Raw genomic sequence first — 24,284 nt, 5'->3', positions numbered from 1 at the left:
GCGGCACCCTGTGCGGGGGTGCCGCCGCTTCTCCACGTCCGGGCTCGCGGGCCCGCGCGGACGCGGGACGTTCAGGGAGTGGTGAAGACCAGCGCCGCGTTCTGGCCGCCGAAGCCGAAGGAGTTGGAGGCGGCGACGGAGAGCGCGACCGGGCGCGGGGCGCCGGTGACCACGTCCAGTGCCAGGCCCTCGTCCTGGCGGGAGAGGTTGGCGGTCGGCGGGACGAGCTGCTTCTCCAGGGTGAGGACCGTCAGGGCCGCCTCGATGGCGCCTGCCGCGCCCAGCGAGTGACCGAGGACGCCCTTGGGAGCGGTGACCGGCGGGGGCGTGCCGTCGAAGACCCGGAGCAGGGCCCGCGCCTCGGCGTTGTCCCCGGCCTGGGTGGATGTGCCGTGGGCGTTGACGTGGCCGACGTCCGAGGGGGCGCAGCCGGCGTCGGCGAGAGCGGCGCGCAGGGCGCTTTCGGCGCCCCGGCCCTCCGGGTGCGGGGCGACGGGGTGGTGGGCGTCGCTGGTCGCTCCGAAGCCGCGCAGCAGCGCCCGGGTGCGCGCACCCCGGGCAGGCGCGCGGTCGGGGTGTTCCAGGACGAGGACGGCGGCCCCCTCGGAGAGGACGAACCCGTCACGGTCCGTGTCGAACGGGCGGGACGCCCCATCGGGCCCGCCCCGGGAGAGGGCGCGCATCTGGGTGAAGCAGGTGGCGGCCATCCGGGAACGCCCGGACTCGCTGCCCCCGGCCAGCACGATGTCGCAGGTGCCGGAGGCGATCAGGCCGCGGGCGACACCGAGTGCGGTGGCCCCGGAGGCGCAGGCGCTGGTGACGGTGAAGTTGGGGCCGCGTACGCCGAGGTCGAGCGCGACCTCGGCGGCGGCCATGCTGGCCACGCTCCGGGGCAGCGCCAGGGGCGAGACCAGGTGCGGCCGTTCCTCGCCGAGCAGCGTGAACTCGCGTACGTACGTCTCCATGCTGTTGCAGCTGACGCCGAGGACGACGCCGATCCGGTCGGCGTCCCAGGTGGCCGGGGAGAGTCCGGCGTCCGCCACGGCCTGGCGGGCGGCCACCAGGGCGAGCTGGCAGAAACGGTCCAGCCGACGGGCCAGGCGGCGGCCGAGCATGGCCTCCGGGTCGAGATCGACGGGGCAGGAGAGGTCGACCGGAAGGCCCGCCAGCACGGGATCGGGCCGGGCGAGACTTCTGCCCGCGCACACGCCGTCCCAGGTCGTGGCGGCGTTCCCGCCGGCCGGGGTGATCATGCCGATGCCGGTGACGGCGGCTTCAGCCGGCATGGTGCGCCCCTCGGGTGGTGGCGGGTGAGCGGCTCACCGAGGGGCCGGGGCCGTCCGGGGACGTGGGAGCGGTGGACAAGGGGGCGGGGGATGCGGGGGTGAGGGTCATCGGGGGGCTCTCGCGAGGGTGGTGAGCAGGCGGACGTGGTGGGGGAGGGCGGTTCCGGCCATCGGCGCGGCGCCTTCGGGGGCGGAGGCCGTAAGGCCCGGCGCCGGGTCGTCGGCGAGGCGCAGGGAGGGGAACCGGCTGAGCAGGGCGGGGAGGAACTCGCCCAGTTGCAGGCGGGCGAGGGCCGCGCCGACGCAGTAGTGGATACCGACGCCGAAGGTCAGGTGCGCGGTGGAGGTGGCGGCGGCCCGGGGATCGCGGTTGGCCGCCGGTACCACCACGATCAGCCGCTGCTGGGCGGCTACGGGCACTCCGGCCAGTACACAGCTTCGGGTCGCGACACGGCCGACGACCGCGGCGGCGGGCCGGTCGCGCAGCACGTCCTCCACGGCGGCAGCCATGTCCTCGGGCCGCCGGCGCAGCGCGGCGGTCAGCCCGGGGTCGCTCAGCACGGTGTGGGCCGCGCTGGTCAGCGAGGACTGGACGGTCATGAAGCCGGTCACGAACAACTGGGCGGTGTGCACCACGACGTCGTCGGTCCCCACTCCCTCCGCCCGGGCGGCGGTCACCCAGGCGGAGAGGAAGTCGGTGCCGGGGCACCGCTCCCGTTCCTGGACGACCCGCAGGAAGTACGCGAACAGGGCGGCGTCCGCCGCGTCCGCGTCGTCCAGGTCGGCCTCGGAAGGGAAGAGCTCGGCGGCGGCCGTCCAACGGGCGCTCAGGCTCGCGAGCATGGGGGCGTCCTCGTCGGGCAGCGTGAGGATCTTGCACATGACCCGGGAGGGCAGCGGGCGGCTGACGTGTTCGGTCAGGTCGGCGGTGCCGCGGGCCGCCAGAGCGGCGCCCAGGTCGTTCAGGCCGCTGTGGACCAGGCCGGTCACCACGGGGCGCAGCTCGGCGAGCGCGGTGCGGTGGAAACCCTGGGCCAGACGGGCCCGGAGCGCCGTGTGGCGGGGCGGGTTGGCGTTGGGCAGGGAGGACGCGTAGCTGACCACGCTGCGGTGGTGGCGCCAGCCGCCGGCGTGCGCGTCGCGCCAGGCGGTGTCCGGGAGGACGAACGCCGGATCGCGCAGGACGTGGCGGCACTCCTGGAAGCCGGTGACGACGGCCGCGTTCAGCGCGGGTACGGGGATCACCGGGCCCAGCTCCCGCAGCCGGTCGAACACCGGGTACGGGTCGGCTTCGGTGCGCAGCCGGCGGAGCAGGCGCATCACCTGGCCCTGGAGACCGGGGGCCTCGGGCTCGGTGGCGGACGGGGTGGCCGGGTAGGGCGACGGGGTGGCGGGGAGGACGGCGCTCATGGGGTTCGGTGCTTCCAGTGGTTCACGGGGAGCGGCGGGGCGCCGCGCCGTTCGGTGCGGGGTGCGGGCGGTCGCGCGGCTCTTCGGCGGCGGGGTACGGGGTTCGGGGCGGTACCGGGCGTGGGGCGGGTGTCCGGCCGCGGGGTCAGGAGGCCATCAGGGCCAGGGCGCTGTTCTGGCCGCCCAGGGCGGTGGAGACGCACAGCGCGGTGCGCGCCACCCCCGGGCGGGGGACCTTGGTGACGAGGTCGATGCCCTCGGCGAAGGCGGGGTCCGGTTCGGTGAGGTTCGCGGTCGGCGGGATGGTCCGGCGGGCCAGGGTGAGCACGCTGAGGACGGCCTCGATGCCCCCCGACCCCGCGCCGGCGTGACCGAGGGCGGCCTTGGTGGCGGTGACCGGCGGGCGGTGCGGCAGCACCCGGGCCAGCCAGGACGCCTCCGCCGCGTCGTTGGACGGTGTCGCCGCTCCGTGGGCGTTGACGTGCTCCACGTCCTGCGGCTGCCAGCGGGCGTCGGCGAGCGCGGCGCGTACCGCCCGCTCGGCGCCCAGGCCCTCGGGGTGGACGGCGGCGATGTGGTGGGCGTCGCCCGCGGCCCCGTAACCGGCCGTCCAGGCCAGCACCGGTGCGCGGCGGGCCCGGGCGTGCGCGGCGCGCTCCAGCACCAGGATTCCGGCGCCCTCGGCGGCCACGAAACCGTCCCGGCCGCTGCCGAAGGGGCGGGCCGCGTCGCGCGGGTCGCAGGGGCGGGAGGAGAGCAGGCCCATCTGGGCGAAGGCCGTCACGGCGAGGGGGTGGCAGAGGCACTCGGAGCCGCCGGCCACCGCGATGTCGAGGGCGCCGGAGCGCAGCAGATCGCGGGCGACGCCGATCGCGGTCAGCCCGGAGGCGCAGCCCGCCGAGGTCGCGAAGTTCGGTCCGGCCGCGCCGAGATCGAGGGCGACCTCGGCCGCGCTCGCGCTGGGCAGGCTGCGGGGCAGTGCCATCGGTGGGACGGTCTCGGGGCGTCCGGCGGCGAGCTTGCCGCAGATGTCGACGAGGCCGTCGACGCTGGAGCCGCCCGTACCGATCACCACTCCGACGCGGACCGGGTCCCAGTCCCGGTCGGTGAGCCCCGCCATGGCCACGGCCTCGCGGGCGGCGACCACGCTGAGCTGTGTGTTCCGGTCCATCCGGCGCGCCAGACGCCGTCCGAGGAGCGCGTCGGGGTCGAAGTCCGGTACCCGGCAGGAGATGTCCACCTGCAGTCCGGCCAGCAGCGGGTCACGGGTGGCCGTCGACACCCCGGCGAGGGCGGCTCGCCAGCCGGCCTCCACACCGGTCCCGCCGGGCGTGACCAGACCCAGCCCCGTCACGACGACACCGGCCTTCACGACTGGGCAGGCGCGACGAACAGAGCCTGGTCGAACGACGGTGCGGGGGCCGCGGGCGCGGCCTCCGGGCGGGCCGGGCCGGGCGACGGCGCGACGGCCGTGGCCGGGGGGCGCGCCCGGTCGAACTCCGCCGCCATCTGCCCCAGGGTGCTGTCGGGGCTCATCTCCACGTCCTCCAGGCGTACCCCGGTGGACTCGGTGATGATCACCGCCAGCTCCGCCAGGGAGAGTGAGTCCAGCTCCAGTTGACGGGCCGTCGCGTCGGGCCGCACCTGGTCCTCGTCAAGCCCGAACTCCTCGACCAGCAGTCTGGTCAGCATCTCGTACATCGCGCCGTCCTCCATGAAGTTGTTTCTTGCGCAAACACAGTCGCCAACGATGCCAAGCCCTCCTGGTCACCCCGAAACACCGATTCGCCAGGGTTGACACGCGAGAGTCCCCGCATACGGCCGTGTGGCGGGGGGTGGCGCGAACGGGGGTGGGGTGGCGCGGCGACCTGGGAGGCGACGGCCCTGCACCGTGCCGGGGGCGGTGCCCGGCACGGTGCAGGGCGAGCCGACCGCGTTGTCAGTGGGCGCACGTATGTTCATCCGTGTTCCGCCTCCGCCGTCGCGGCGCGGTGCCCCCATGCGTGGAAATCCCTTCGGGTCCGGAAAGCCCCTCGAACACACAGGAGATGACGTGTCGTCAGAAACGGAGAGGTCGAGCACGGCGCGGGTGGTCCCGCCCGCCCGGCCGCGCAAGCTCGCCAAGGTCCCGTTCGTGGAACTCGCCGACGGCAGACTGCAGGGCGTGGTCTCCAGCGGGTCGGACATCGAGCGCGTCTACGTCTCGTCCGTCGAGACGCGGACCTTCGCGTACGCCTGCAGCACCAACAACAACCGCCCCTGCGGCGGAGCGCGCGGCGGCTTCTGCAACCACATACGTGCCCTGGTCAACGAGTCCGTCCTCCAGTACGGCGCCGAGCGCGTGGCCCGCTACCTCAAGGCCGAGCCCGCCGACGGCGAGCCGAGCGCCGCGGGCATCACCGCCACCATGACGGCCACCCGCCCCGGCCCGGCGGACAGCAAGGCCGCCGCACCCGTCTTCAGCCGGTTCCTGCACCACCTCGCCTACCTCGAACTCGCCCCGACGACGCTTCCGTTGCCCGAGATGCAGTGGTTCCCGCCGACCCGTTCGCCGCACGGGGCGGTGGCGGCCTGATGCGCGCCGACCTGCTCACCCGGGAGATCGACGGACTCGACGAGGCGCTGGCCGCCGTCGACTCCTTCGACCGGGTCCTGGTGACCGGCCTGCTCCGGCCGGGCTCCGCCCAGGCCGCCGCGCTGGCGGAGTTCGCGGACGCTCTCACCGGCAGCCCGCTCGCCGCCCGGGTCGCCGAAGCGGCCGGGAAGGCGGCGTCCGGGGCCGCGGGAGAGGACCACTTCACCGCCCTCGCGGCGGGCCGCGCCGCGCTGCTCGGCGCCGCCCACGACGCGCTGACCTCCCGGGCCCAGGAAGCGGCGGGTCGTACGGCGGCCGCACCGGCAGCCCCCGCCACCGTCGCCGGCCCCCCGGCGAACCTGCTGGTCGCCGCCCGCTCCTGGCTCTGTGACCTGGCACGGTGCGGCTGGCGAGGCATCGACCACGAGGTGGTCCAGGGGGTGGCCCGGATCGTCTCCGCGATGCTCGGCGACCCTGAGCTGCGCCGCCTGGCCGCCGTCCTGGACGGTTTCGCCGCCGAACTCGCCGCGTCCTGCCCGGGAGCCACCCTGGAGCGGGTACCGGTCCGGCGCTGGGCCGACCTCTGGGCGCGGGCGATGCTGCTCACCCTGCCCGGCGCGCTCTCCGCCCCGGAGACCGTCCCGGCCACCGGCCGGCTGCTGCCGCTCGGCGTCGACCTGCAGGAGCACGCCACCGCCGTACAGGCGCAGGTGCACGCCGTGTTCGAACCCGCGGACGGTTCTACGCCGCTGCTGGTGCGGGCGTCGGTGTCGGCGCCCAAGCCCGACTCGGTCGTCGGCGCCGGGCTCTGGCAGTTGCTCCGCCCCCACCTCTCGCTGCTGGCGGCGGTGGGCGAGGGGCGCGCCGTGGAGCTCACCGGTATGCCCCTCACCGCGGCGGGCGACCTGATCTGGAGCGCCGGACACGCCCGCACGGGCGAGCCCGCCGACTCCTTCGCCACCGCCAGGGTCGCCCTGCCCACCGCGGCCGGCCGGGCGACCGCCCCGCTGGACCGGCATCCCACGGCCGTCGCCGTACCCGTCTTCGTCGACGGCTACGCGGCAGCGGCCGGGGAGGACGGCTCGGTGTCGTTCACTCTCGCCGGACAGACCCTCGGCATCGACGTGGACCGGATCCCGGCCGCCGGGCCGCTCACCCCCGAGGCCGTCCTCGCGTCGGGGGCGTGCATCGGGCTGCTCCGCTGGGACGCGGGGGAGTTCCGCCTCCAGCCGCTGGCCGTGGAGACCACCGTGCGGAAGAAGGCGGTGGCGGTGCACGCCGGGGCCTGGGCCGGAGGCACCACCGACAAGGCCGGGACCAGGGCCGAGAAGGCCGCCACCGACGCGGCGGCCGTACTGCGCGAACGCGCCGGAAGGCTGCTGCGGAAATGACCGGACGGACGGACGACATCGGACACCTCGAAGCCCCGGGAGGCCCGGAAACCCCGTGGGCCCCAGGAGACCCGGCCGCCCCGCAGGGTGGGCCCGGAGCGGAATCGCAGGACAACCGCCGCCAGGTCCTCTACTGGCGACTCCTCGCCCGGCTCTTCGACCCCGAGGAGCAGGCGGCGCTGGAATCGGCGAGCCTCGCCGTGGTCGAGGACATCGGGCTGCCGCCCGCACTGCTCGACCCGCAGGCCTCGGTCGACTCGGTGGTGCAACGCCACCCGGGGCTGGCCGCCGAGTTCGACGGGCTGCTGACGGCGGACGCCGAAGAGGACGCGGAGACGAGCGCGGAGACGAGCGCGGGGACGAGCGCGGGGACGGGAGCGGAGGCGGACGGCGAGGCGGACGCGTCCGACCGGGACCGGGCGGCCGAGGTGCGGCGTGCCGCACTGGTCTCGAAGGTGCTGCTGAACGTCTTCGCGACGGGCAAGGGGGCGGTCACCGCCGGGCAGTTGTCGCGCTGGCAGGCCGACGCGGGCTGGCTGGAGCGGGCGCTCGGCTGCGAGCCCGGCGCACTGCGCGGCGGACGCCCCGGCGGACACCGCGCCTCGGGCGCCGGAGTGAGCCCCACCGGATCGGGCGGCGGTACGTCCCCCGACCTCAGCCGGCTGATCCCGGCGATCGGCCCCGAACTCGGCTCACTCGAAGCGGATCTCGTCCGGCGGATGCGGCTGCGCGAGGTGCTCGCCGACCCGAAGCTCGCCGCGCGGCTCACCCCGAGCATGTCGCTGATCGAACAGTTGCTGCGCGACAAGAACAACCTGGACGGCGTCGCCCTGGCCAACGCCAAGGCGCTGATCCGGCGGTTCGTGGACGAGGTCGCCGAGGTGCTGCGTACCCAGGTGGAGAAGGCGACCGTCGGGCCGCTGGACCGCTCGGTCCCGCCGAAGCGGGTCTTCCGCAACCTCGACATCGACCGCACGATCTGGAAGAACCTGACCAACTGGAGCCCCGAGGAGGAGCGGCTCTACGTCGACCGCCTCTACTACCGCCACACCACGCGCAAAACGACTCCGCAACGGCTGATCGTGGTGGTCGACCAGTCGGGTTCCATGGTCGACTCGATGGTCAACTGCACCATCCTGGCCTCCATCTTCGCCGGGCTGCCCAAGGTCGACGTCCACCTAGTCGCGTACGACACCAAGGCCCTCGACCTCACCCCCTGGGTGCACGACCCCTTCGAGACGCTGCTCCGCACCCAGCTCGGCGGCGGCACCGACGGCACGGTCGCCATGGCACTGGCCCAGCCGAAGATCGCGGAGCCCCGCAACACCGTCGTGGTGTGGATCTCCGACTTCTACGAATGGCAGTGCGAGCCGCTCTTCGAGAGCATGGCCGCCCTCCATCGCTCGGGCGTCAAGTTCATCCCGGTGGGCTCGGTGACCAGCGCCGGACGCGGCAGCGTCAACCCGTGGTTCCGCGAACGCTTCAAGGATCTCGGTACGCCGGTCCTCTCCGGTCACATACGCAAGCTCGTCCACGAGCTGAAGAACTTCCTCACCTGAGTACGCGCTTCCCGCCCGGCTCCCTCCCGATCCCCGAAAGGCCCGACATGTCCGACCTGCTGCGCGCTCCCGCCGAGATCAAGTACGCCGAGGAGTTGGACTGGCTGGAATCGGTGGACGACGGCCCCAAGCCGTTCTCCTGGCGCCTGTCGCCGAAGATGGTCCGCCTGTTCATCCTGGGCTCCGAGCGCGCCGACGGCCTCGACCGCGAGATCGCCCAGAAGTGGTTCGGCGACCGCAGTTTCGTGGAGCGCTCCATCGTCACCCTCGCCTCCGACCGCGGGCTGCTGCTGATCGGCGACCCGGGTACCGGCAAGAGCTGGCTGGCCGAACTGCTGTCCGCCGCCATCAGCCGCAACTCCACGCTGGTGGTGCAGGGCACGGCCGGCACCACCGAGGACCACATCAAGTACTCCTGGAACGTCTCGATGGTGATAGCCAAGGGCCAGTCCCGGGAGTCGATGATCCCCTCACCGATCATGACCGCGATGGAGACCGGCACCATCGGCCGCTTTGAGGAGCTCACCCGCTCCACCAGCGACGTCCAGGACGCGCTGATCTCCATCCTCTCGGAGAAGTACGTCTCCGTCCCCGAGCTGGGGAGTGGTGAGGGCGACGACAACATCGTCTTCGCCAAGCCCGGATTCTCCGTCATCGCCACCGCCAACAGCCGCGACCGGGGCGTCAACGACCTCTCGTCCGCGCTCAAGCGGCGCTTCAACTTCGTCCGCATCCCCGTGGTGACCAACAAGAAGAGCGAGGCGGAGATCGTCCGCTTCCGCACCGAGGAACTGCTGCGCCGCCATCGGATCGATCTGGACGTGCCGCCGACGCTGCTCGACGTACTCCTGCGGAGCTTCGCCGACCTGCGCGCCTCCGCCGCCGCGGCGGGCAGCGACGACGAGAAGCTGGAGTCCGCCCTCTCCAGCGCCGAGCAGATCGGTGTACTGGAGGACGCCATCCTGCACAGCAACTTCTTCGGGGAGCGGGAACTCACCGCGCGTACCCTCGCCTCCTCGCTCGTCGGATCGCTGGTCCGGCGCGAGCCCGAGGACCTGGCCATCCTCAACAAGTACCTGCACGGGGTCGTGGAACCGCGCGGCAAGGAGGAGGGCGGCGCATGGCCCGAGTTCCTGGAGGGCGGCCGGGACGCGATCGCCACCCTGTCGTGACGGACGTGGGTTTCATCGACGGAACGACAGAGGGGGGCACCGTGACGGAGACGGTCGCGGGACGGACGGTCGCGGGACGGACGGCGGCGGGACGGACGGTCGCCGGGCGGACGGCCGCCGAGCAGCGGGAGACCGCCGGGTTCGACGCGCTGCGGGGCCAGTTGAAGGAAGCGGCGACGGCCTTCGCGGACGGGCCGCACGCCCTGGAGGGCATCCTCCTCGGGCTCGTGGACGACGTGGACCGCGCGGTGCGCGAGCCGCTGGAGATCTTCCCGGTCTGCCACCACTCGCCCGCCTCGGCGACCGCAATGGCACGGCGGCTGCGGGAGAAGCAGCCGAAGGTCGTCTACCTGGAGCTGTGCGAGGACATGGCACCCCTCCTCACCGAACTGCGCAACTGCCGCCTCCCGGTGGCGGTGCAGGCCTTCGCGAGCGAGGTCGAGGGCTTCCCCGCCGCGTGGGCCCCGCTCTCGGTGGTCGCGCCGATCACGGAGGCGTCCGCCGAGTACCAGGCCATCGCCTACGCGCTGGACACCCCGGGCGTCGAACTGGTCCTCGTGGACCGGTCGTCGGACCACGTCTTCCAATGGCAGGAGCGCGCCGACGAGGCCGAGGAGACGCCCCCGGCACACGCCACACCCTCCTCCACCGAGGAGGAGGCCGCGCTGCACGGGGACGCGGTCGGCGTGGAGATCGGCGACCTGCGCCCGCGCTTCGCCGAACTGGAGGAGTACCTGCTGCACCACGGGCGGGTCCGGCACTGGTCGGAGTGGTGGCACCAGTACGTCGAACTCCCGCTCGGCGACGCCGACCACGACACGTACCGGCAGATCATGCTGCTGATCGGCAGCCTGTTCCGGCGCCTCGCACCCGAGGACGCGCGGCGCACCCGCGTGGACGAGGACCGCGAACGGTACATGTGGACCCGGATGCGGGAGCACCTGGCCGCGACCGGTACCGACCCCGCCGACTGCCTCTACGTCTGCGGCGCCTTCCACGCGGCCAGCCGCGTCGCCGAGTTCGGCGTGGCGGGCGCCGACGGGTTCGAGATCAGCCCGCCGAGCGCCAGCGTCTGGAGCTACGGCCTGATCCCCTCCAGCCACACCGCCATCGAGGCGCAGTTCGGCCTCGCCCCGGGGTCGGTGTCGATCGCCGCGACCCAGTGGACGAAGAACCTCAAGCGCACCCGGGTGAAGCCCTACCGCCTGGCCGGCCAGGCGGGCGCGAAGAAGGCCGCGCGGACGGCACCGAAGGCCCCGCTGCAGGACCGGACCCCGGCACTCGCGGCGGAACAGGCCGCCGTCCCCGACCGGCTCTCCGGATTCCTGCGCCTGGCGCCCGTACTGGACGGCCTGGACGAGGCCGAACTCCTCGGCTGGTCCGTGGAGATCGTGCGCGCCGCCCGCCGCAACGGCTATCTCGCCTCCACCGCCGATGCCATCGCCGTCTTCGAGACCTCGATCCTGCTGGCGGGGATGCGCGACCGGGCCCGCCCCACCCCGTACGACTTCCAGGACGCGGCCGTCACCTGCATCGAGAAGGACGCCGTCCCCGGGCGCCGGGACGTCGTCCGGCTCGTGGAGATCATGATGGGCGGCGACCGGATCGGCCGGGTCGGCTACGACTCGCTGCCGCCGCTCGCCCGCGACGTGCACGACCGGCTCGCCCCGCTGGGGCTCGACCTCCAGCAGCGCGGGGTGCGCCGGGCACTGCTCGACATCGCCTCCCGGCCCGAGCTGGAGCGCTGCTCCGACGTGCTCTGGATGCTGCGCCGGCTGATGCCCGAGGACACCGCCCGGCCGATCATGGGGGAGCGGAGGCTCGGTGAACGCTCCCTCCAGGAGTCCTGGGACCTCGCCCTCGGCACCAACCAACGCGCCCTGATCGAGCTGGGGTACGAGGGCGTCAGCATCGAACAGGTCCTGGAACAGCGGCTGCGGAAGGCCGCGTACGCCCCGCAGGCGACGACCGCGGCCGTGCTCGGGGCGGTGGAGGACGCCACGCTCCACCTGCGCGGCGGACGCCTCGCCGCCGAACTCGGCGCCCGCGCCCTGGAGGTGCTCACCACCGAGCGCGGCGTGGACGGCGCCCCCGAGGTGCTGAGCCGGATCCGCCGGCTGCTGGCGTACTACCGCACCAGCGAGCCGGTGCTCCCGCCGTGGATCGAGTCCTTCGTCAAGGCCGGGTACGCGCACTACTGCACCCTGCTGCCGACCGCCTTCACCGACGAGGGAGCGACCGGTCGCCAGGTCGCCGCCACGCTGGGCTTCCTCTTCTCCATGGAAGGGCTGGCGCTCTCGCTCGGCTGCGACCGGACCCAGCTGGAGCTGGCCCTCGCCCAGTCGCACCCCGAGGAGCCCGCCCGGGTGGCCCTGCTGTGGGCGGCCCGCACGCACCTCGGGCAGCTCTCCCGGGAGGAACTGCGCGCACGGTGCGACGGACTGCTGGCCAACCCCCTGGTGGTGCCCGCCTATCCGCGCTACCTCAGCGGGTTCCTGCACGCCCTGGAGCCGGTGCCGCAGCTCACCGACTTCGTCGTGGAGGCCGTCTCGAACGCCTTCGCACGCCTCCCCGACCGGGTCCTGCTGCCCTGGCTGCCGACGCTCATCACCACTCTGCGGGCCGAGGGCGCCGACCTCGCCCCGCTGCTGATCCGGGAGGCCGGGCGGATCTTCCCCGGGCGCCTCGACGCGCTGGACACCTTCGTACCGCCCTGGCGCGAGCTGCCGGCGGCGGCGCCCCGGCGCCCCGACGCCGGTACCGGTGCGGGTACCGGCGCCGCCCTGCTCGCCGCGCACCCGGAGAGCTGCGACGCGCTGGCCGTGCTGCTGGGCTGCGACGGCGGATGGGAGACGGCCGCCCCCGCCCCGGCGGGCGCCGCGCTCCTCGCCCGGCACCCGGAGCCGGCCGGTGCACTGGAGGCGCTGCTGGCCGGAGCGTGACACGACCAGAACGGCCCGCGACCCGTGGAAACCGAGCCTCCGGGGCGCGGGCCGTTCCCCGGGCGCCGTCGGGCCCGGCCGGGAAGCCGTTCAGTCCTCCTGGACGTGGACGACGGGTTCGTGGGTGACGGGGAAGTTCACCGAGCGGGCGATGAAGCAGAGCGCGGGGACCTCGCCGTGCAGCGCGCGGGCCTTCTCCACCATCGACGCGTCGGTGACCGTCACCTCGGGGCGCAGCACGACATGGGTGATCCGGCCGCCCCCACCGGTCTCGTCCATGGTCATCACTCCGTGGGCGTTGTCCTCGTAGTCGGTGACGACGACCCCTCCGACCGCGCAGAGGTGCAGGTACCAGAGCATGTGGCACTGGGCGAGGGAGGAGACCAGCAGCTCCTCGGGGTTCCATCGGGCCGGATCGCCGCGGAACGCGGGATCGGACGAGGCCGAGATCCCGTCCTTGCCGTCGCCGAGGATCTCGTGGTCGCGGCTGAAGGACGCGTAACCGTCCGTGCCCGAACCGAGGTTGCCCGTCCACTCGACCGAGACGTCATAGGTGTGTGTAGTCGTCATGGCCCGAGCGTAGGAGGCGGCGGACGGCCCCGCGAAGCCTTTCGTCCAGCGGTCACCGACCCGGGAGCACGGATCGGTGGCCGGTGCTCCCAGCCGGACACCCCACCGGACGTGGCGTCGTCCGGTGGGCGCGGCCCCACCGCCCCCGCGACCGGGGAAACGCGCGGTGCGCGTCCCTCATTGCGGCAGCATGAACATTTTTCCGGGAGGTTGACGAAAAAATTCGGATCTCTCCATGCTGGGGGTCATGCACTCCCACAGAGGTCCCCTCGCGCAGCTGAGGCGGGGTCACGAAGAGCGCGTGCTCGGCCTGCTGCGCCGGCACGGGCAGTTGAGCCGCGCCGAGCTGGGGCGGCTCTCGGGGCTCTCGCGCACCACGCTGTACGACATCGTGGCGACCCTCGTCGCGGGCGGTGCGGTGGTCCCCGGCGCGGCCGATCCCGGACCGCGCAAACGCGGCCGGCCCGTCGAGCACCTGACCCTGGACCCGGCCGCCGGACAGGCGCTCGGCATCGACTTCGCGCGGCGCTCGGTCCATGTGGCCGCCGCCAACGTCGCGCACGAGGTCATCGGTTCGGCCAGCCTCCCGCACCCGCCGGACCTCCCCTGGGAGGGCCGCGTCGACCTCGCCGAGAAGCTGGTCGCCTCGCTGGCCGGAGGAGCTCTGCGCCTCTCCGCCCTCGGCACCACCGGGGCGGTCGGCGTGGGCGTCGTCGGGCCGGTGCGCCGCACGGAGACGGAGGCCGAGGACGGGCGTACGCCACAGGGGCACGGGGTCACCCGGCCGGGCGGCGGCCACGGGGGCGCGCTCGCCGACCTCGTGGAGCTGCTGACCACCCGCTTCGGCGCCCCCGTCCTCATCGACAACAACACCCGCCTCGCCGCCCTCGCCGAGGCCACCTGGGGCGCCGCCGCGGGCAGCCCCGACGTGCTCTACCTGCGGCTCTCGCACGGTGTCGGCGGCGGTCTCGTCGTCAACGGCGCCCTGCACCGGGGCGTCGACGGGCTCGCCGGCGAACTCGGCCACATCACCGCCGACCCGGGCGGGCGGCCCTGCGAATGCGGCGGCACCGGATGCCTGGAGACCGTCGCGTCCGTCGGGGCCGTACTCACCGCGTACCGCGCACGGGGCGGCGGCGCAGAGGACTTCACCGCCTTCCTGGCCGCGCTGGAGGCGGGGGACGAGGCCGCCGAGGAGGTGCTGCGCACCGCGGGGACCTTCGTCGGGACCGTACTCGCCTCCGTCGTGGGCGCCCTCGGCCCCAGCACCATCGTGCTCGGCGGTGAACTCGCCGAGGCCGGCGACGCCCTGCTCGGCCCGGTCGCCGAGGCGCTCGACGCCCACGTCCTGCCACTCGCCCGGGACCGCGTGACGCTGCGCCCCGCCGCGCTCGGCGAAGCGGGCGGCGCGCACGGCGGCGTCGCCCTGGCCCTGCACGAATCGCCGCTGCTCGCCCGCTACCCGGGCCCGGCACTCCCCGAGGACGACGCATGACATCCCCCTCCCGGCCCCTGGTCAAGGAAGCCCCCACCCCCGAGGCCCCCGCGCCCGTCCCGCCCGGCGGCGGCCGCGCGGCTCCCACCGGCAGGCGCGGCCCGCGGGCGCTCCTCTCCTCGCTCGGGCTCAACCTGGTCGCGCTCGCCGTGGGCCTCGGTGTCTGGGCGCTGCTGAACCCCCTCGGCTACGACGTGCTGCCCGGCCCCGGCGAAGTCCTCTCCCGGGCGGGCGAGATGATCGCCGACGGCACCCTCGCCGACGACGCCCTCGCCAGCGTGCGCCGGGTGCTCACCGGCTTCGCGCTGGGCACTCTGGCCGCCGTACCGGTCGGGTTCCTGATGGGCTGGTACCCGGTGGCCCGGGGGCTGCTGGAGCCGTACGTCCAGTTCTTCCGTACCGTCCCGCCGCTGGCCCTGATCCCGCTCACCATCGTGCTCATGGGCATCGGCGAGACGCCCAAGATCTTCGTGATCTTCCTCGCCGCGTTCCTCTCCAGTGTGCTCGCCGCCTTCCAGGGGGTCGTCGGAGTCGACCGCACCCTGATCGACGCGGCACGGGTGCTCGGCGCGAAGGACGGGACGATCTTCCTCAAGGTCGTGGTCCCCGCGTCCGCGCCGTTCATCCTGGTCGGCATGCGGATCGGTCTCGGCTCCGCCTGGGGGACCCTGGTCGCCGCCGAACTCATCGCCGCCCCCGAGGGCCTGGGCTTCCGCATGCAGCAGGCCCAGCTCTACTACGACCTCCCCACCATCTTCGTCGGACTGATCTCCATCGGAGTGCTCGGCCTGCTGATGGACCGGCTGCTCCTCGTCGCCGAACGACGCCTCACCCACTGGCAGGAAACCCGATGAACGCCAAGATCTCCTTCCGCGGGGTCTCCCGGACCTACCCCGTGAAGAACACGGTCTTCACCGCGCTCGACGACGTCTCGCTGGACATCGGCGACGAGGAGTTCGTCACCGTCGTCGGCCCCTCCGGCTGTGGCAAGAGCACCCTCCTGAACCTGGCCGCCGGACTCGCCGAGCCCACCTCCGGTACGGTCCTGGTCGACGGGAAGCCGGTCACCGGGCCCGGCCCCGAACGCGGCGTGATCTTCCAGCAGTACGCCCTCTTCCCCTGGCTGACCGTGCGCGGCAACGTCGAGTTCGGGCTCAAGCTCGCCTCCGTGCCGGCGGCGGAGCGCACGGTGCGGGCTCAGCGGGCGATCGAGCTGGTCGGCCTCGGCGACTTCGCCGACGCCCTGCCCAAGACGCTCTCCGGCGGCATGAAGCAGCGGTGCGCCATCGCCCGCGCCTACGCCGTCGATCCCCAGGTCCTGCTGATGGACGAGCCGTTCGGCGCGCTGGACGCGCTCACCCGGGTGCAGCTGCAGGACCAGCTGCTGGACACCTGGAGCCGCGACCGGCGGACCGTCCTCTTCATCACCCACGACGTGGACGAGGCCGTCTACCTCGCCGGACGCGTCATCGTGATGGCCGCCCGGCCGGGCCGTATCCACCAGGTCATCGACGTCGGCCTGCCGTACCCGCGCACCGAAGAGGTCCGGCTCTCACCGGAGTTCGCCGACATCCGCAACGCCGTCTGGCAGGCCGTCTACCACCAGCCCGCAGCGGTCTGACCGGTTCGCCGGACCCCGTCTTCCTCCGCACACCCACACCCACCGAAGGATCGTTCCGCCATGAGTCTCTCCCCGCGCGCCCTCACGGCCGCCGCCGCCGTGTCCATCCTGGCACTCTCCGTCACCGGATGCTCCGGGGACTCCGGCGCCTCCGCCGACGGGGGCGGGACCGCCAAGGTGCGCTTCGGCTACATCAGCGACTACAACGGCGCCAGCCTGCTCGCCATCGCCGACCAGCAGGGCCTGTGGAAGAAGGAAGGACTCTCGCCGCAGTACAGCGTCTTCACCAACGGCCCGCTGCAGATCCAGGCGCTCGGCGGCGGCTCCCTCGACTTCGGCTACATAGGCCCCGGCGCGATGTGGCTGCCCGCCACCGGCAAGGCCGAGGTCGTCGCCGTGAACACCCTCGCCTACGCGGACCGGGTCATCGCCCAGCCCGGCATCAAGAGCATCCAGGACCTCAAGGGCAAGAAGGTCGGCGTCCCCGCCGGGACCTCCGGAGAGATGGTCCTCAACCTGGCACTCCAGAAGGCCGGGATGAAGCCCGAGGACATCACGAAGGTCCCGATGGACCCGGCCACCGTGGTCTCCGCCTTCGTCTCCGGGCAGATCGACGGCGCCGGCCTCTGGTACCCGCTCATCGACTCCATCAAGGCGAAGAAGCCCGGCCTCAACGAGGTCGGCTCCACCAAGGACTTCTCCGACAAGGCGTTCCCCACCGCGTTCGTCTCGGGCACCAAGACCGACAAGGGCCTCACCACCAAGGTCGTCAAGGTCCTCCAGCAGGCCAACGACTACCGGGCCGCCCACCCCGAGGAGGCGATCGACGCCGCCGCGAAGCTGCTGAAGGTCGACCGCGCCAAGGTCGCCGCCGACGCCGCCAACGTGAAGACGATGACCACCGCCGACCTGGTGGCGAAGACCGGTGACGGGACCGTCGCGTCCTGGCTGGACGGTCTCGGCGAGTTCTTCGTGTCCACCGGCCAGCTGAAGTCCGTGCCGAAGTCGGACACGTACTACGAGGGCGACCTCTACACGAAGGCGTACGCCAAGTGAACCTGCTGTTCCTCATGACCGACCAGCACCGGGTGGACACCCTCGGCGCCTACGGCAACCCGCACGTCGAAACACCGAACCTGGACCGGCTCGCCGCCACCGGCACCCGCTTCGACCGGTTCTACACCCCGACCGCCATCTGCACCCCCGCCCGCGCCAGCCTGCTCACCGGCCAGGCCCCCTTCCGCCACCGGCTGCTCGCCAACTACGAGCGGAACGTGGGCTATCTGGAGGACCTGCGGGACGACGTCTTCACCTTCCCGGCCGCCCTGCGGGAACGCGACTACCAGCTCGGGCTGATCGGCAAGTGGCACGGCGGCACCCGCCGCAACGCCGCCTCCTACGGCTTCGACGGCCCCGACCTGCCCGGCTGGCACAACCCCGTCGACCACCCCGACTACCTCGCCTACCTGGAGGAGCGGGGCCTGCCCCCGTACCGCATCTCCGACCACATCCGGGGGACGGCACCGGCAGGCAACCCGGGGAACCTGCTGGCCGCCCGGCTGCACCAGCCGGTGGAGGCGACCTTCGAGTACTACCTCGCCACCCGCGCCATCGAGCAGCTGGAGGCGTACGCGGCGGACGGGCGGCCCTTCTTCCTGGCCACCCACTTCTTCGGCCCGCACCTGCCCTATCTGCTGCCCGACTCCTACTTCGACCTGTACGACCCCGACTCGGTCGAGCTGCCGCCGTCGATCCACGAGACCTTCGAGAACAAGCCACCGGTACAGGCCAACTACAGCGCGCACTGGGCCTTCGACACCATGCCGCTGGAGGTCAGCCGCAAACTCGTCGCCGTCTACTGGGGTTACGTCACCCTCATCGACGAGCAGATCGGGCGCATCCTGACCCGTCTGGACGAACTCGGCCTGGAAGACGCCACGTCGGTGTTCTTCACCGCCGACCACGGCGAGTTCACCGGCGCCCACCGGCTGCACGACAAGGGCCCGGCGATGTACGAGGACATCTACCGCATCCCCGGGATCGTGCGCGTTCCCGGCGCGGCGCCCCAGGTACGCGACGAACTCGTCAGCCTCACCGACTGCACCGCGACCCTGCTCGACCTGGCCGGGATCGATCCCTCCCAGGCCGTGGACAGCCGCTCGCTCCTCCCGCTGGTGCGCGGCGAACACCCCGACTGGGCGCCGGAACTGGTGGCCGAGTTCCACGGCCACCACTTCCCGTACCCGCAGCGGATGATCCGCGACGACCGCTACAAGCTGGTCGTCAACCCGGAGTCCGTGAACGAGCTGTACGACCTCGTGGACGACCCCCACGAGCTGGAGAACCGCTACCAGGACCCCGAGTCGGCGCACGTGCGCGACCGGCTGATGCGGCGGCTCTACACGCTGCTGCGCGACCGGGGCGACAACTTCTACCACTGGATGACGTCGATGTACGACATCGGCGGCTCGGACGCCGACGTCACCCTCAGCTCCTTCGAACCGGCCGGCACGACCCCGGCCGCACCGGCCCGCACCCACCCGGCGGGCGCGACGGCCACGGGCACCACGGCGACCACGGAGATGTGATGAGACGCACCCGCAGCACCACCGCACGGCCCCGCAGACTGCCCCGCTGGGCGGCCCCGGCGACAGCGCTGATCTGCCTGTTCACCCTGGCCTCGGCGCCCTCCTACGGAGCCGAGGCGGCCCACCGGCCGCAGGATCAGCACGCGGCCGAGGCCCCCCGGGCCGCCGCAGCCCCGGCCACGTACACCAACCCGGTCACCGCCGGGACCGTCGACACCTTCCCCGACCCCGCGATGATCCGGGGCAAGGACGGCTACTGGTACGCCTACGGCACCCAGAACCCGGTCTTCCAGTCCCAGGGCGAGGACGGCGAGCGCATCCTGCCGATCCTGCGCTCCTCGGACATGGTGAGCTGGAGCTACGCCGGTGAGGTCTTCACGCCTCAGACCCGGCCCGCCTGGCTCCAGGGCTCGCGGCTCTGGGCGCCGGACATCCACTACGCCTTCGGCCAGTACTACCTCTACTACTCCGTCCCCGGCCGGGGCACCGTCGGCCTGGTCACCGGCCCCACGCCCACCGGCCCGTGGACCGACAAGGGCGCGGTGCTGCCCACGCCCAGCGGCTGCCCCACCGGCAGCATCGACCAGGCGCAGTTCACCGACATCGACGGAACTCCCTATCTCTACTGGGGCAGTTACGACACCATCTGCGTCGCGAAGATGAACGGCGACCGCACCCGCGTCGAAGGCGCCGTCACCCAGGTCGCGCGCGGCCGGCGGGTCGAGGGCGGGTTCGTCGTCCGGCGCGACGGCTACTACTACCTCTTCTACTCGGACGCGGGCTGCTGCGACGGCGCGTACAGCGGCTACCAGGTGAAGGCAGGCCGCTCGACCAGCCCCACCGGCCCCTTCACCGACGACGAGGGCACCGACCTGATGGCCCTGGGCAGCAAGGGCGGCGTGGTCGTCGGAGCCAACGGCGACCGGTGGATCGGTCCCGGCCACAACGCCATCCAGACCGACCTGTCCGGTCAGGACTGGCTCGTCTACCACGGCATCCCGTCCGAATCGCCCGACCTCGCCCCGGCCTCCGGCGGCACCCTCAAGCTGTCCCGGCGCCCGATGCTGATCGACCGGCTCGACTGGATCGACGGCTGGCCCGTCGTCCGCGCCGGTACCGGCCCCTCGGACACCCCGACCGCCGCACCCGCCACCACCTGGAGCGCCGGCGGCACCTTCGAGACCGGCCTCACCGGCTGGCGCACCCAGGGCGCCACCCCGGCCGGCTGGACCACCGCCGGCGAGACCGACGGCCACGGCTTCGTCCGGTACGCCCCCGCCGCGGGCTCCACCTCCCCCGGCTATCTGGTCTCCAACGGCACCGCCCCCGCCGCCGTCCGCGCCGAGGCCGACCTCCGGGTCACCGCCGACGGGGGTGCGGCGGGACTGACCCTCGCCCACACCGACGCCGACAACCGGGTCGCCGTCTGGCTGGACCGGGCGAAGAACGCCCTGGTCACCGAGGTCCGGGTGAAGGGCGTCGCCCAGGCGGACCAGCTCAGCGCCCTGCCCACCGGGTTCTCCTGGAACACCTGGCACACCGTCTCCGCCGAGATCCGGGGCACCCGGCTCACCGTGGAGGTCACCGGCGACCGGCTCCGCGACCCCGTCGCCGAGCAGACCCGCACCCTGCCCGCCGCGGCCGTCCACGCCGGATCGGTCTCCGCCGCCGCCAAGGGCGCGGGGGCCGAGGCCGACAACGTCGGCGCCACCGCGCTCTTCACCCCGGTCACGGAGCGGGCCCCCGTCGCCCGGCCCGGAGCCCTGCTCCCCGCCTACAGCGACGAGTTCGGCACCACGACCCTCCCCGGCACCACGACCGGCTCCGCCTGGAGCTGGGTGCGCGGCCCCGCCGCGGGCACCACCATGGTGAACGGCGCGCTCTCCTGGCCCACCTCCGACACCGAGCTGTACCTCGGCGACAACACCGCCCCGGTCCTGCTGCGCCCCGCACCCACGGGCGACTACACGGTGGAGACCAAGCTGCACTTCACCCCCACCACCAACGCCCAGCAGGCGGGGCTGGTGCTCTACGAGAACGACGACCGCTGGTTCAAGCTCACCCACTCGGTGCTGCCGCTCAACAACGGCAACGGAGCCATGCTCCACGTGACCGAGTTCGGCAAGGAGGGCGAACGCCCCACCACCACCCCGCCGACCGCCGTCGCCAACGCGCCGATGTTCGGCGGCCCGACCGCCGACACCCTCTGGCTGCGGCTCACCCACCACCTCGACACCGCGAACCAGGAGCACGAGGTCCGCGCCTCCTCCAGCCGTGACGGCGTGCACTGGACGCTGAGCGGGGTGTGGACGCTGCCGGTCAAGGGTGATCTCAGGATCGGTCTGATCTCCGACAACCACACGGGCGCGGTGGCCGACTTCGACTACGTACGGACGTACGGGCCCGCCGCGACCACCCTCGCACCGGCGAAGCCGGGGGCGTCGAAGCCCGCGCACACGAGGCCCGTGCACGGGAAGCCGTCGCGCGGGAAGTCCCCGACGGAGCCCGGCCGCCCGAAGGAGTAGGGGCGGCAGGAGAGGGCGTACGGATCAGGGCCGGCTCCGGAGACATCCGGAACCGGCCCTGATCGGCTGTGCAGGGGCGGGGTGGGTCAGTGCACCGGCACGGCGGGCGGCTGCTGCTCGCCCTCCTCGGCGAGCCGCTCCAGACCGCTCTTGGTCTTCAGCGGCTTCTCCTTGACGAAGAGGACCGCGACCAGCGCGAGCAGCGCGAAGGGCGCACCGGCGAGGAAGACGGAACCCGTCGCGACGCCGTACGCGTTCTCCACGATCACGCGGGCCGACTCCGGCAGGGTCGCGAGGTCGGGGATGGCCCCGTCGCCGCCGCCCGACGCGGAGCTGCCGAAGCCCTTCTCCAGCTCGGACGCGACCCGGTGGCTGAGGACCGCGCCGAGCGCGCTGGTGCCCACCGCGCCGCCGAGGCTGCGGAAGAAGGAGAGGGTGGACGTCGCCGCACCGAGTTCGGCGGCGGGCACGTCGTTCTGCGCGGCGAGGACCAGGTTCTGCATCAGCATGCCGACGCCGACACCCAGCACGGCCATGCAGGGCGCGATGACGAGGAAGGACGTACCGGCGCCGATCGTGGAGAGCAGGCACATACCGGCGGTCATGATGATGCCGCCGGCGACCAGGAACGCCTTCCACTTGCCGCGCCTGCTGATGATCTGCCCGGCGACGGTGGTGGAGACCATCAGGCCGAGGATCATCGGCAGGCTCATCAGACCGGCGGTCGTGGGGGACTTGCCCAGCGAGATCTGGAAGTACTGCGACAGGAAGACCGTGCCGCCGAACATCGCCACACCGACGAGGAAGCTCGCCACGGTGGTCAGGGAGACGGTCCGGTTGCGGAAGATGCTCAGCGGGATCATCGGCTCCTGGACCTTCGACTCGACCAGGACGGCGAGCGCGATCAGGACGGCACCGCCGAGGACGAGCGCGGCCGACGGGCCGGAGACCCAGTCGAACTTCGAGCCGCCGAGCGTCACCCAGAGCAGGAGGGCGCTGACCCCGGCCATGATGAGGAAGGCGCCGAGGTAGTCGATCTTCGCCTCGCGGCGGACCACGGGCAGCTTGAGCGTCTTCTGCAGCAGGAAGATCGCGAGCAGCGCGAACGGTACGCCGATGAAGAAGCACCAGCGCCAGCCGAGCCACGAGGTGTCGACGAGCACGCCGCCGATCAGCGGGCCGGCGACGGTGCCGACCGCGAAGACGGCGCCGAAGATGCCGGAGAACTTGCCGAGTTCACGCGGCGGGATGATCGAGGCCATCACGACCTGGGCGAGCGCGGTGAGACCGCCGGCGCCGATGCCCTGGAGCACCCGGCTGATGATGAGCACGGTGACGCTGTGGGAGAAGCCGGCGACCAGCGAGCCGACGACGAACATCGACAGGGAGCACTGGAGCAGCAGCTTCTTGTCGTAGAGGTCGGAGAGCTTCCCCCACACCGGCACGGTCGCCGTCATCGCCAGCAGCTCGGCGGTGACCACCCAGGTGTACGCGGACTGGCTGCCGTGCAGGTCGGTGATGATGCGCGGAAGCGCGTTGGCGACGACCGTCGAGGCGAGGATGGCCACGAACATTCCGGCCATGAGCCCGGACATGGCCTGGATTATCTGACGGTGGTTCATGGTTGAGGACTCCCGGGCTTCGGGCGTCACTGCAGCGGACATCGGCTGGCGTACCTCTGGTTTCTGATGGTGCGACCGGCTCCGGGGGAGCGGCGGACGGGCCGGCCCGGAGGGCGGGCCGGCGGAGTGTGTGACGGTTCGACGTACCCGTCAGTCGCCGAGACCGGCGGCGAGCTCGTCGAACGCTTCGTCGTAGAGGGTCAGGAAGGCGCGGGTCCGGCCGGTGGCGGTCCAGATCTCCACGGCGGCCCGCACGGTGGCGATGGTGGCGTGCACCAGCAGCCGGGGACGCAGATCGGTCTTGGTGTCCTGGCCGAGGCGTTCGGCCACCGCTGCGATCAGCGCCTCCTCGTCCGCGCCGCGCGCCGCGAGGAAGCGGGGGAAGAGCGCCGGGGTGCGGTCCAGCACGGTGCACTGGAGTTCCCACCGCTCCGGCGCGTCCTCGAAGTGAGCCAGTTCCTCCCCGAGTACCCGGCGGAGCACGGCGAGCGGGCCGAGGCCGGCCGGGGCCGAGAGGACCGCGGCGCGGGTCCGTGCGGCGCTGTCCGGGTCGGGTACGAGGATCGCGTCGTCGAGGTGGGCGAAGTAGTTGAAGAAGGTCCGTACCGAGACGCCGACCGCCGCGGTGACCGCTTCGACCGTCACCTGGTCGAGCCCGTGCTCGGCCGCCATGCGTAGAGCCGTGTCGGCCAGCGCTTCGCGGGTCGCGCGCTTCTTGCGTTCGCGCAGGCCGGGCGGCGGGGGAGAGGAGGTCACGAAGATGCATGCTATGCAAAAATGCACAGTCTGCAAAGTTCATTCTTTCCGAGGCGATCCTGTGCTCCGGGCGATGAGTTCCCGGCGTGTGGGCCGTCTACCTCTTCGAGAGCGCGCGGTGGCGAAGCCAGGATGGCCGAGCCACCCGAGGGGGACAGCCCCGGGGCGCCGGACCGTCGCCGAATCCCGGCGGCGGCGAACGGAGGAGTGGGACCACCATGGAAAAGATGATCTTCGTGAACCTCCCGGTGAAGGACCTGGACGTCAGCAAGGCCTTCTTCGAGAAGCTCGGCTACCACTGCAATCCCGGCTTCACCGACGAGCACGCCGCCTGCGTCGTCATCAGCGACACGATCTACGCCATGCTGCTCACCGAACCGCGCTTCAAGGACTTCGCCACCAAGGAGATCGCGGACGCCGCGAAGACGACGGAGGTCATGCTCTGTCTGAGCGCGGAGAGCCGCGCCGAGGTGGACGAGACCGTCGACGCGGCACTGGCCGCCGGAGGCTTCCCGGCCGGCGCGACCCAGGACTACGGCACGATGTACGGCCGCTCCTTCCAGGACCCGGACCACCACGTGTGGGAGGTCATGTGGATGGACCCGGCCGCGGTCGCCGAACGCTCCTGACGTCCCCCGGGCGCCGGTTCACAGCCCCGGCGCCGCCCCGGTTCACAGCCCCGGGTACGTCACCCCGGTGAGCTGCTGGGACGCCGACCAGAGCCGCTCGCCCGCCACGTCGTCGCGGGTGCGGCGCGCCCGCCACGACGGAG

At 72.8% G+C, this 24,284-nt stretch carries 19 protein-coding genes and 1 pseudogene; 12 read left to right on the top strand and 8 right to left on the bottom strand.

The features are described 5' to 3' along the window. Window positions 1–71: 71 nt before the first annotated feature. The 4 genes from ACFWEP_RS13120 to ACFWEP_RS13105 all read right to left on the bottom strand — a co-directional run bounded on the left by ACFWEP_RS13120 (window position 72) and on the right by ACFWEP_RS13105 (window position 4,412). Window positions 72–1,286: a beta-ketoacyl-[acyl-carrier-protein] synthase family protein gene (locus tag ACFWEP_RS13120; RefSeq protein ID WP_387369451.1), complete on the bottom strand. Its 1,215-nt coding sequence runs from the start codon at window positions 1,284–1,286 to the stop codon at window positions 72–74. A 105-nt stretch (window positions 1,287–1,391) separates the two neighbouring features. Then, window positions 1,392–2,696, bottom strand: a complete 1,305-nt coding sequence (locus ACFWEP_RS13115) for a cytochrome P450 (RefSeq protein ID WP_387369449.1) — start codon at window positions 2,694–2,696, stop codon at window positions 1,392–1,394. Window positions 2,697–2,841: 145 nt separating this feature from the next. Further along, on the bottom strand, window positions 2,842–4,050 hold the full coding sequence (locus ACFWEP_RS13110) for a beta-ketoacyl-[acyl-carrier-protein] synthase family protein (RefSeq protein ID WP_387369447.1): 1,209 nt from the start codon (window positions 4,048–4,050) through the stop codon (window positions 2,842–2,844). A 14-nt stretch (window positions 4,051–4,064) separates the two neighbouring features. Beyond that, window positions 4,065–4,412 carry an acyl carrier protein gene (locus ACFWEP_RS13105; RefSeq protein WP_387369445.1) on the bottom strand — a complete coding sequence of 116 codons (348 nt, stop codon included), beginning with the start codon at window positions 4,410–4,412 and terminating at the stop codon, window positions 4,065–4,067. Between the two features lie 337 nt (window positions 4,413–4,749). Between ACFWEP_RS13105 and ACFWEP_RS13100 the strand changes: the two genes are divergently transcribed. From ACFWEP_RS13100 to ACFWEP_RS13080, 5 genes are all read left to right on the top strand, one after another. Continuing rightward, on the top strand, window positions 4,750–5,271 hold the full coding sequence (locus ACFWEP_RS13100; protein WP_387369443.1) for a hypothetical protein: 522 nt from the start codon (window positions 4,750–4,752) through the stop codon (window positions 5,269–5,271). Next, entirely contained in the window at window positions 5,271–6,662 is a 1,392-nt protein-coding gene (locus ACFWEP_RS13095; protein WP_387369441.1) for a hypothetical protein, read from the top strand. Before ACFWEP_RS13100 ends, ACFWEP_RS13095 begins: the two co-directional genes overlap by 1 nt. Beyond that, window positions 6,659–8,221 carry a VWA domain-containing protein gene (locus ACFWEP_RS13090; RefSeq protein ID WP_387369439.1) on the top strand — a complete coding sequence of 521 codons (1,563 nt, stop codon included), beginning with the start codon at window positions 6,659–6,661 and terminating at the stop codon, window positions 8,219–8,221. The genes ACFWEP_RS13095 and ACFWEP_RS13090 overlap by 4 nt, the downstream gene beginning before the upstream one ends. Before the next feature lie 47 nt (window positions 8,222–8,268). Then, on the top strand, window positions 8,269–9,393 hold the full coding sequence (locus ACFWEP_RS13085) for an AAA family ATPase (RefSeq protein WP_387369437.1): 1,125 nt from the start codon (window positions 8,269–8,271) through the stop codon (window positions 9,391–9,393). Window positions 9,394–9,542: 149 nt separating this feature from the next. Beyond that, window positions 9,543–12,335 (top strand): hypothetical protein, encoded by a 2,793-nt coding sequence (locus ACFWEP_RS13080; RefSeq protein ID WP_387369453.1) that lies wholly within the window; start codon window positions 9,543–9,545, stop codon window positions 12,333–12,335. A 90-nt stretch (window positions 12,336–12,425) separates the two neighbouring features. Here the strand turns inward: ACFWEP_RS13080 and ACFWEP_RS13075 are convergent, their stop codons facing one another. Next, entirely contained in the window at window positions 12,426–12,905 is a 480-nt protein-coding gene (locus tag ACFWEP_RS13075; RefSeq protein WP_387369435.1) for an OsmC family protein, read from the bottom strand. A 235-nt stretch (window positions 12,906–13,140) separates the two neighbouring features. Between ACFWEP_RS13075 and ACFWEP_RS13070 the strand changes: the two genes are divergently transcribed. From ACFWEP_RS13070 to ACFWEP_RS13045, 6 genes are read left to right on the top strand one after another with little or no spacing between them, the layout of a single operon-like run. Then, a complete protein-coding gene (locus tag ACFWEP_RS13070; protein ID WP_387369433.1) occupies window positions 13,141–14,400 on the top strand; it encodes an ROK family protein in 1,260 nt (419 codons plus the stop codon). Further along, window positions 14,397–15,254, top strand: a complete 858-nt coding sequence (locus ACFWEP_RS13065; protein ID WP_387369431.1) for an ABC transporter permease — start codon at window positions 14,397–14,399, stop codon at window positions 15,252–15,254. Before ACFWEP_RS13070 ends, ACFWEP_RS13065 begins: the two co-directional genes overlap by 4 nt. After that, entirely contained in the window at window positions 15,251–16,021 is a 771-nt protein-coding gene (locus ACFWEP_RS13060; protein ID WP_387369429.1) for an ABC transporter ATP-binding protein, read from the top strand. Before ACFWEP_RS13065 ends, ACFWEP_RS13060 begins: the two co-directional genes overlap by 4 nt. 60 nt (window positions 16,022–16,081) lie before the next feature. Then, complete coding sequence (locus ACFWEP_RS13055) at window positions 16,082–17,077, top strand: aliphatic sulfonate ABC transporter substrate-binding protein (protein WP_387369427.1); 996 nt, start codon at window positions 16,082–16,084, stop codon at window positions 17,075–17,077. Further along, window positions 17,074–18,609, top strand: coding sequence for a sulfatase-like hydrolase/transferase (locus ACFWEP_RS13050; RefSeq protein ID WP_387369425.1), 1,536 nt, complete (start codon window positions 17,074–17,076; stop codon window positions 18,607–18,609). The genes ACFWEP_RS13055 and ACFWEP_RS13050 overlap by 4 nt, the downstream gene beginning before the upstream one ends. Beyond that, on the top strand, window positions 18,609–21,134 hold the full coding sequence (locus ACFWEP_RS13045; protein ID WP_387369423.1) for a family 43 glycosylhydrolase: 2,526 nt from the start codon (window positions 18,609–18,611) through the stop codon (window positions 21,132–21,134). Before ACFWEP_RS13050 ends, ACFWEP_RS13045 begins: the two co-directional genes overlap by 1 nt. Before the next feature lie 86 nt (window positions 21,135–21,220). Here the strand turns inward: ACFWEP_RS13045 and ACFWEP_RS13040 are convergent, their stop codons facing one another. Then, window positions 21,221–22,798, bottom strand: coding sequence for an MDR family MFS transporter (locus ACFWEP_RS13040; RefSeq protein WP_387369421.1), 1,578 nt, complete (start codon window positions 22,796–22,798; stop codon window positions 21,221–21,223). Window positions 22,799–22,906: 108 nt separating this feature from the next. Next, a complete protein-coding gene (locus ACFWEP_RS13035) occupies window positions 22,907–23,512 on the bottom strand; it encodes a TetR/AcrR family transcriptional regulator (protein WP_387369419.1) in 606 nt (201 codons plus the stop codon). 218 nt (window positions 23,513–23,730) lie between these two features. On the opposite strand from ACFWEP_RS13035, the gene ACFWEP_RS13030 reads away from it, so the two are divergent. Next, complete coding sequence (locus ACFWEP_RS13030) at window positions 23,731–24,141, top strand: VOC family protein (RefSeq protein ID WP_328721849.1); 411 nt, start codon at window positions 23,731–23,733, stop codon at window positions 24,139–24,141. A gap of 42 nt (window positions 24,142–24,183) precedes the next feature. On the opposite strand, the pseudogene ACFWEP_RS13025 reads toward ACFWEP_RS13030, so the two are convergent. Continuing rightward, window positions 24,184–24,284, bottom strand: a pseudogene (locus ACFWEP_RS13025) (short-chain dehydrogenase); the annotation flags it as partial.

This window comes from Streptomyces sp. NPDC060198 (genome assembly GCF_042728415.1).
Lineage (GTDB): Bacteria > Actinomycetota > Actinomycetes > Streptomycetales > Streptomycetaceae > Streptomyces.
This window is presented reverse-complemented; position numbering and strand designations above follow the sequence as displayed.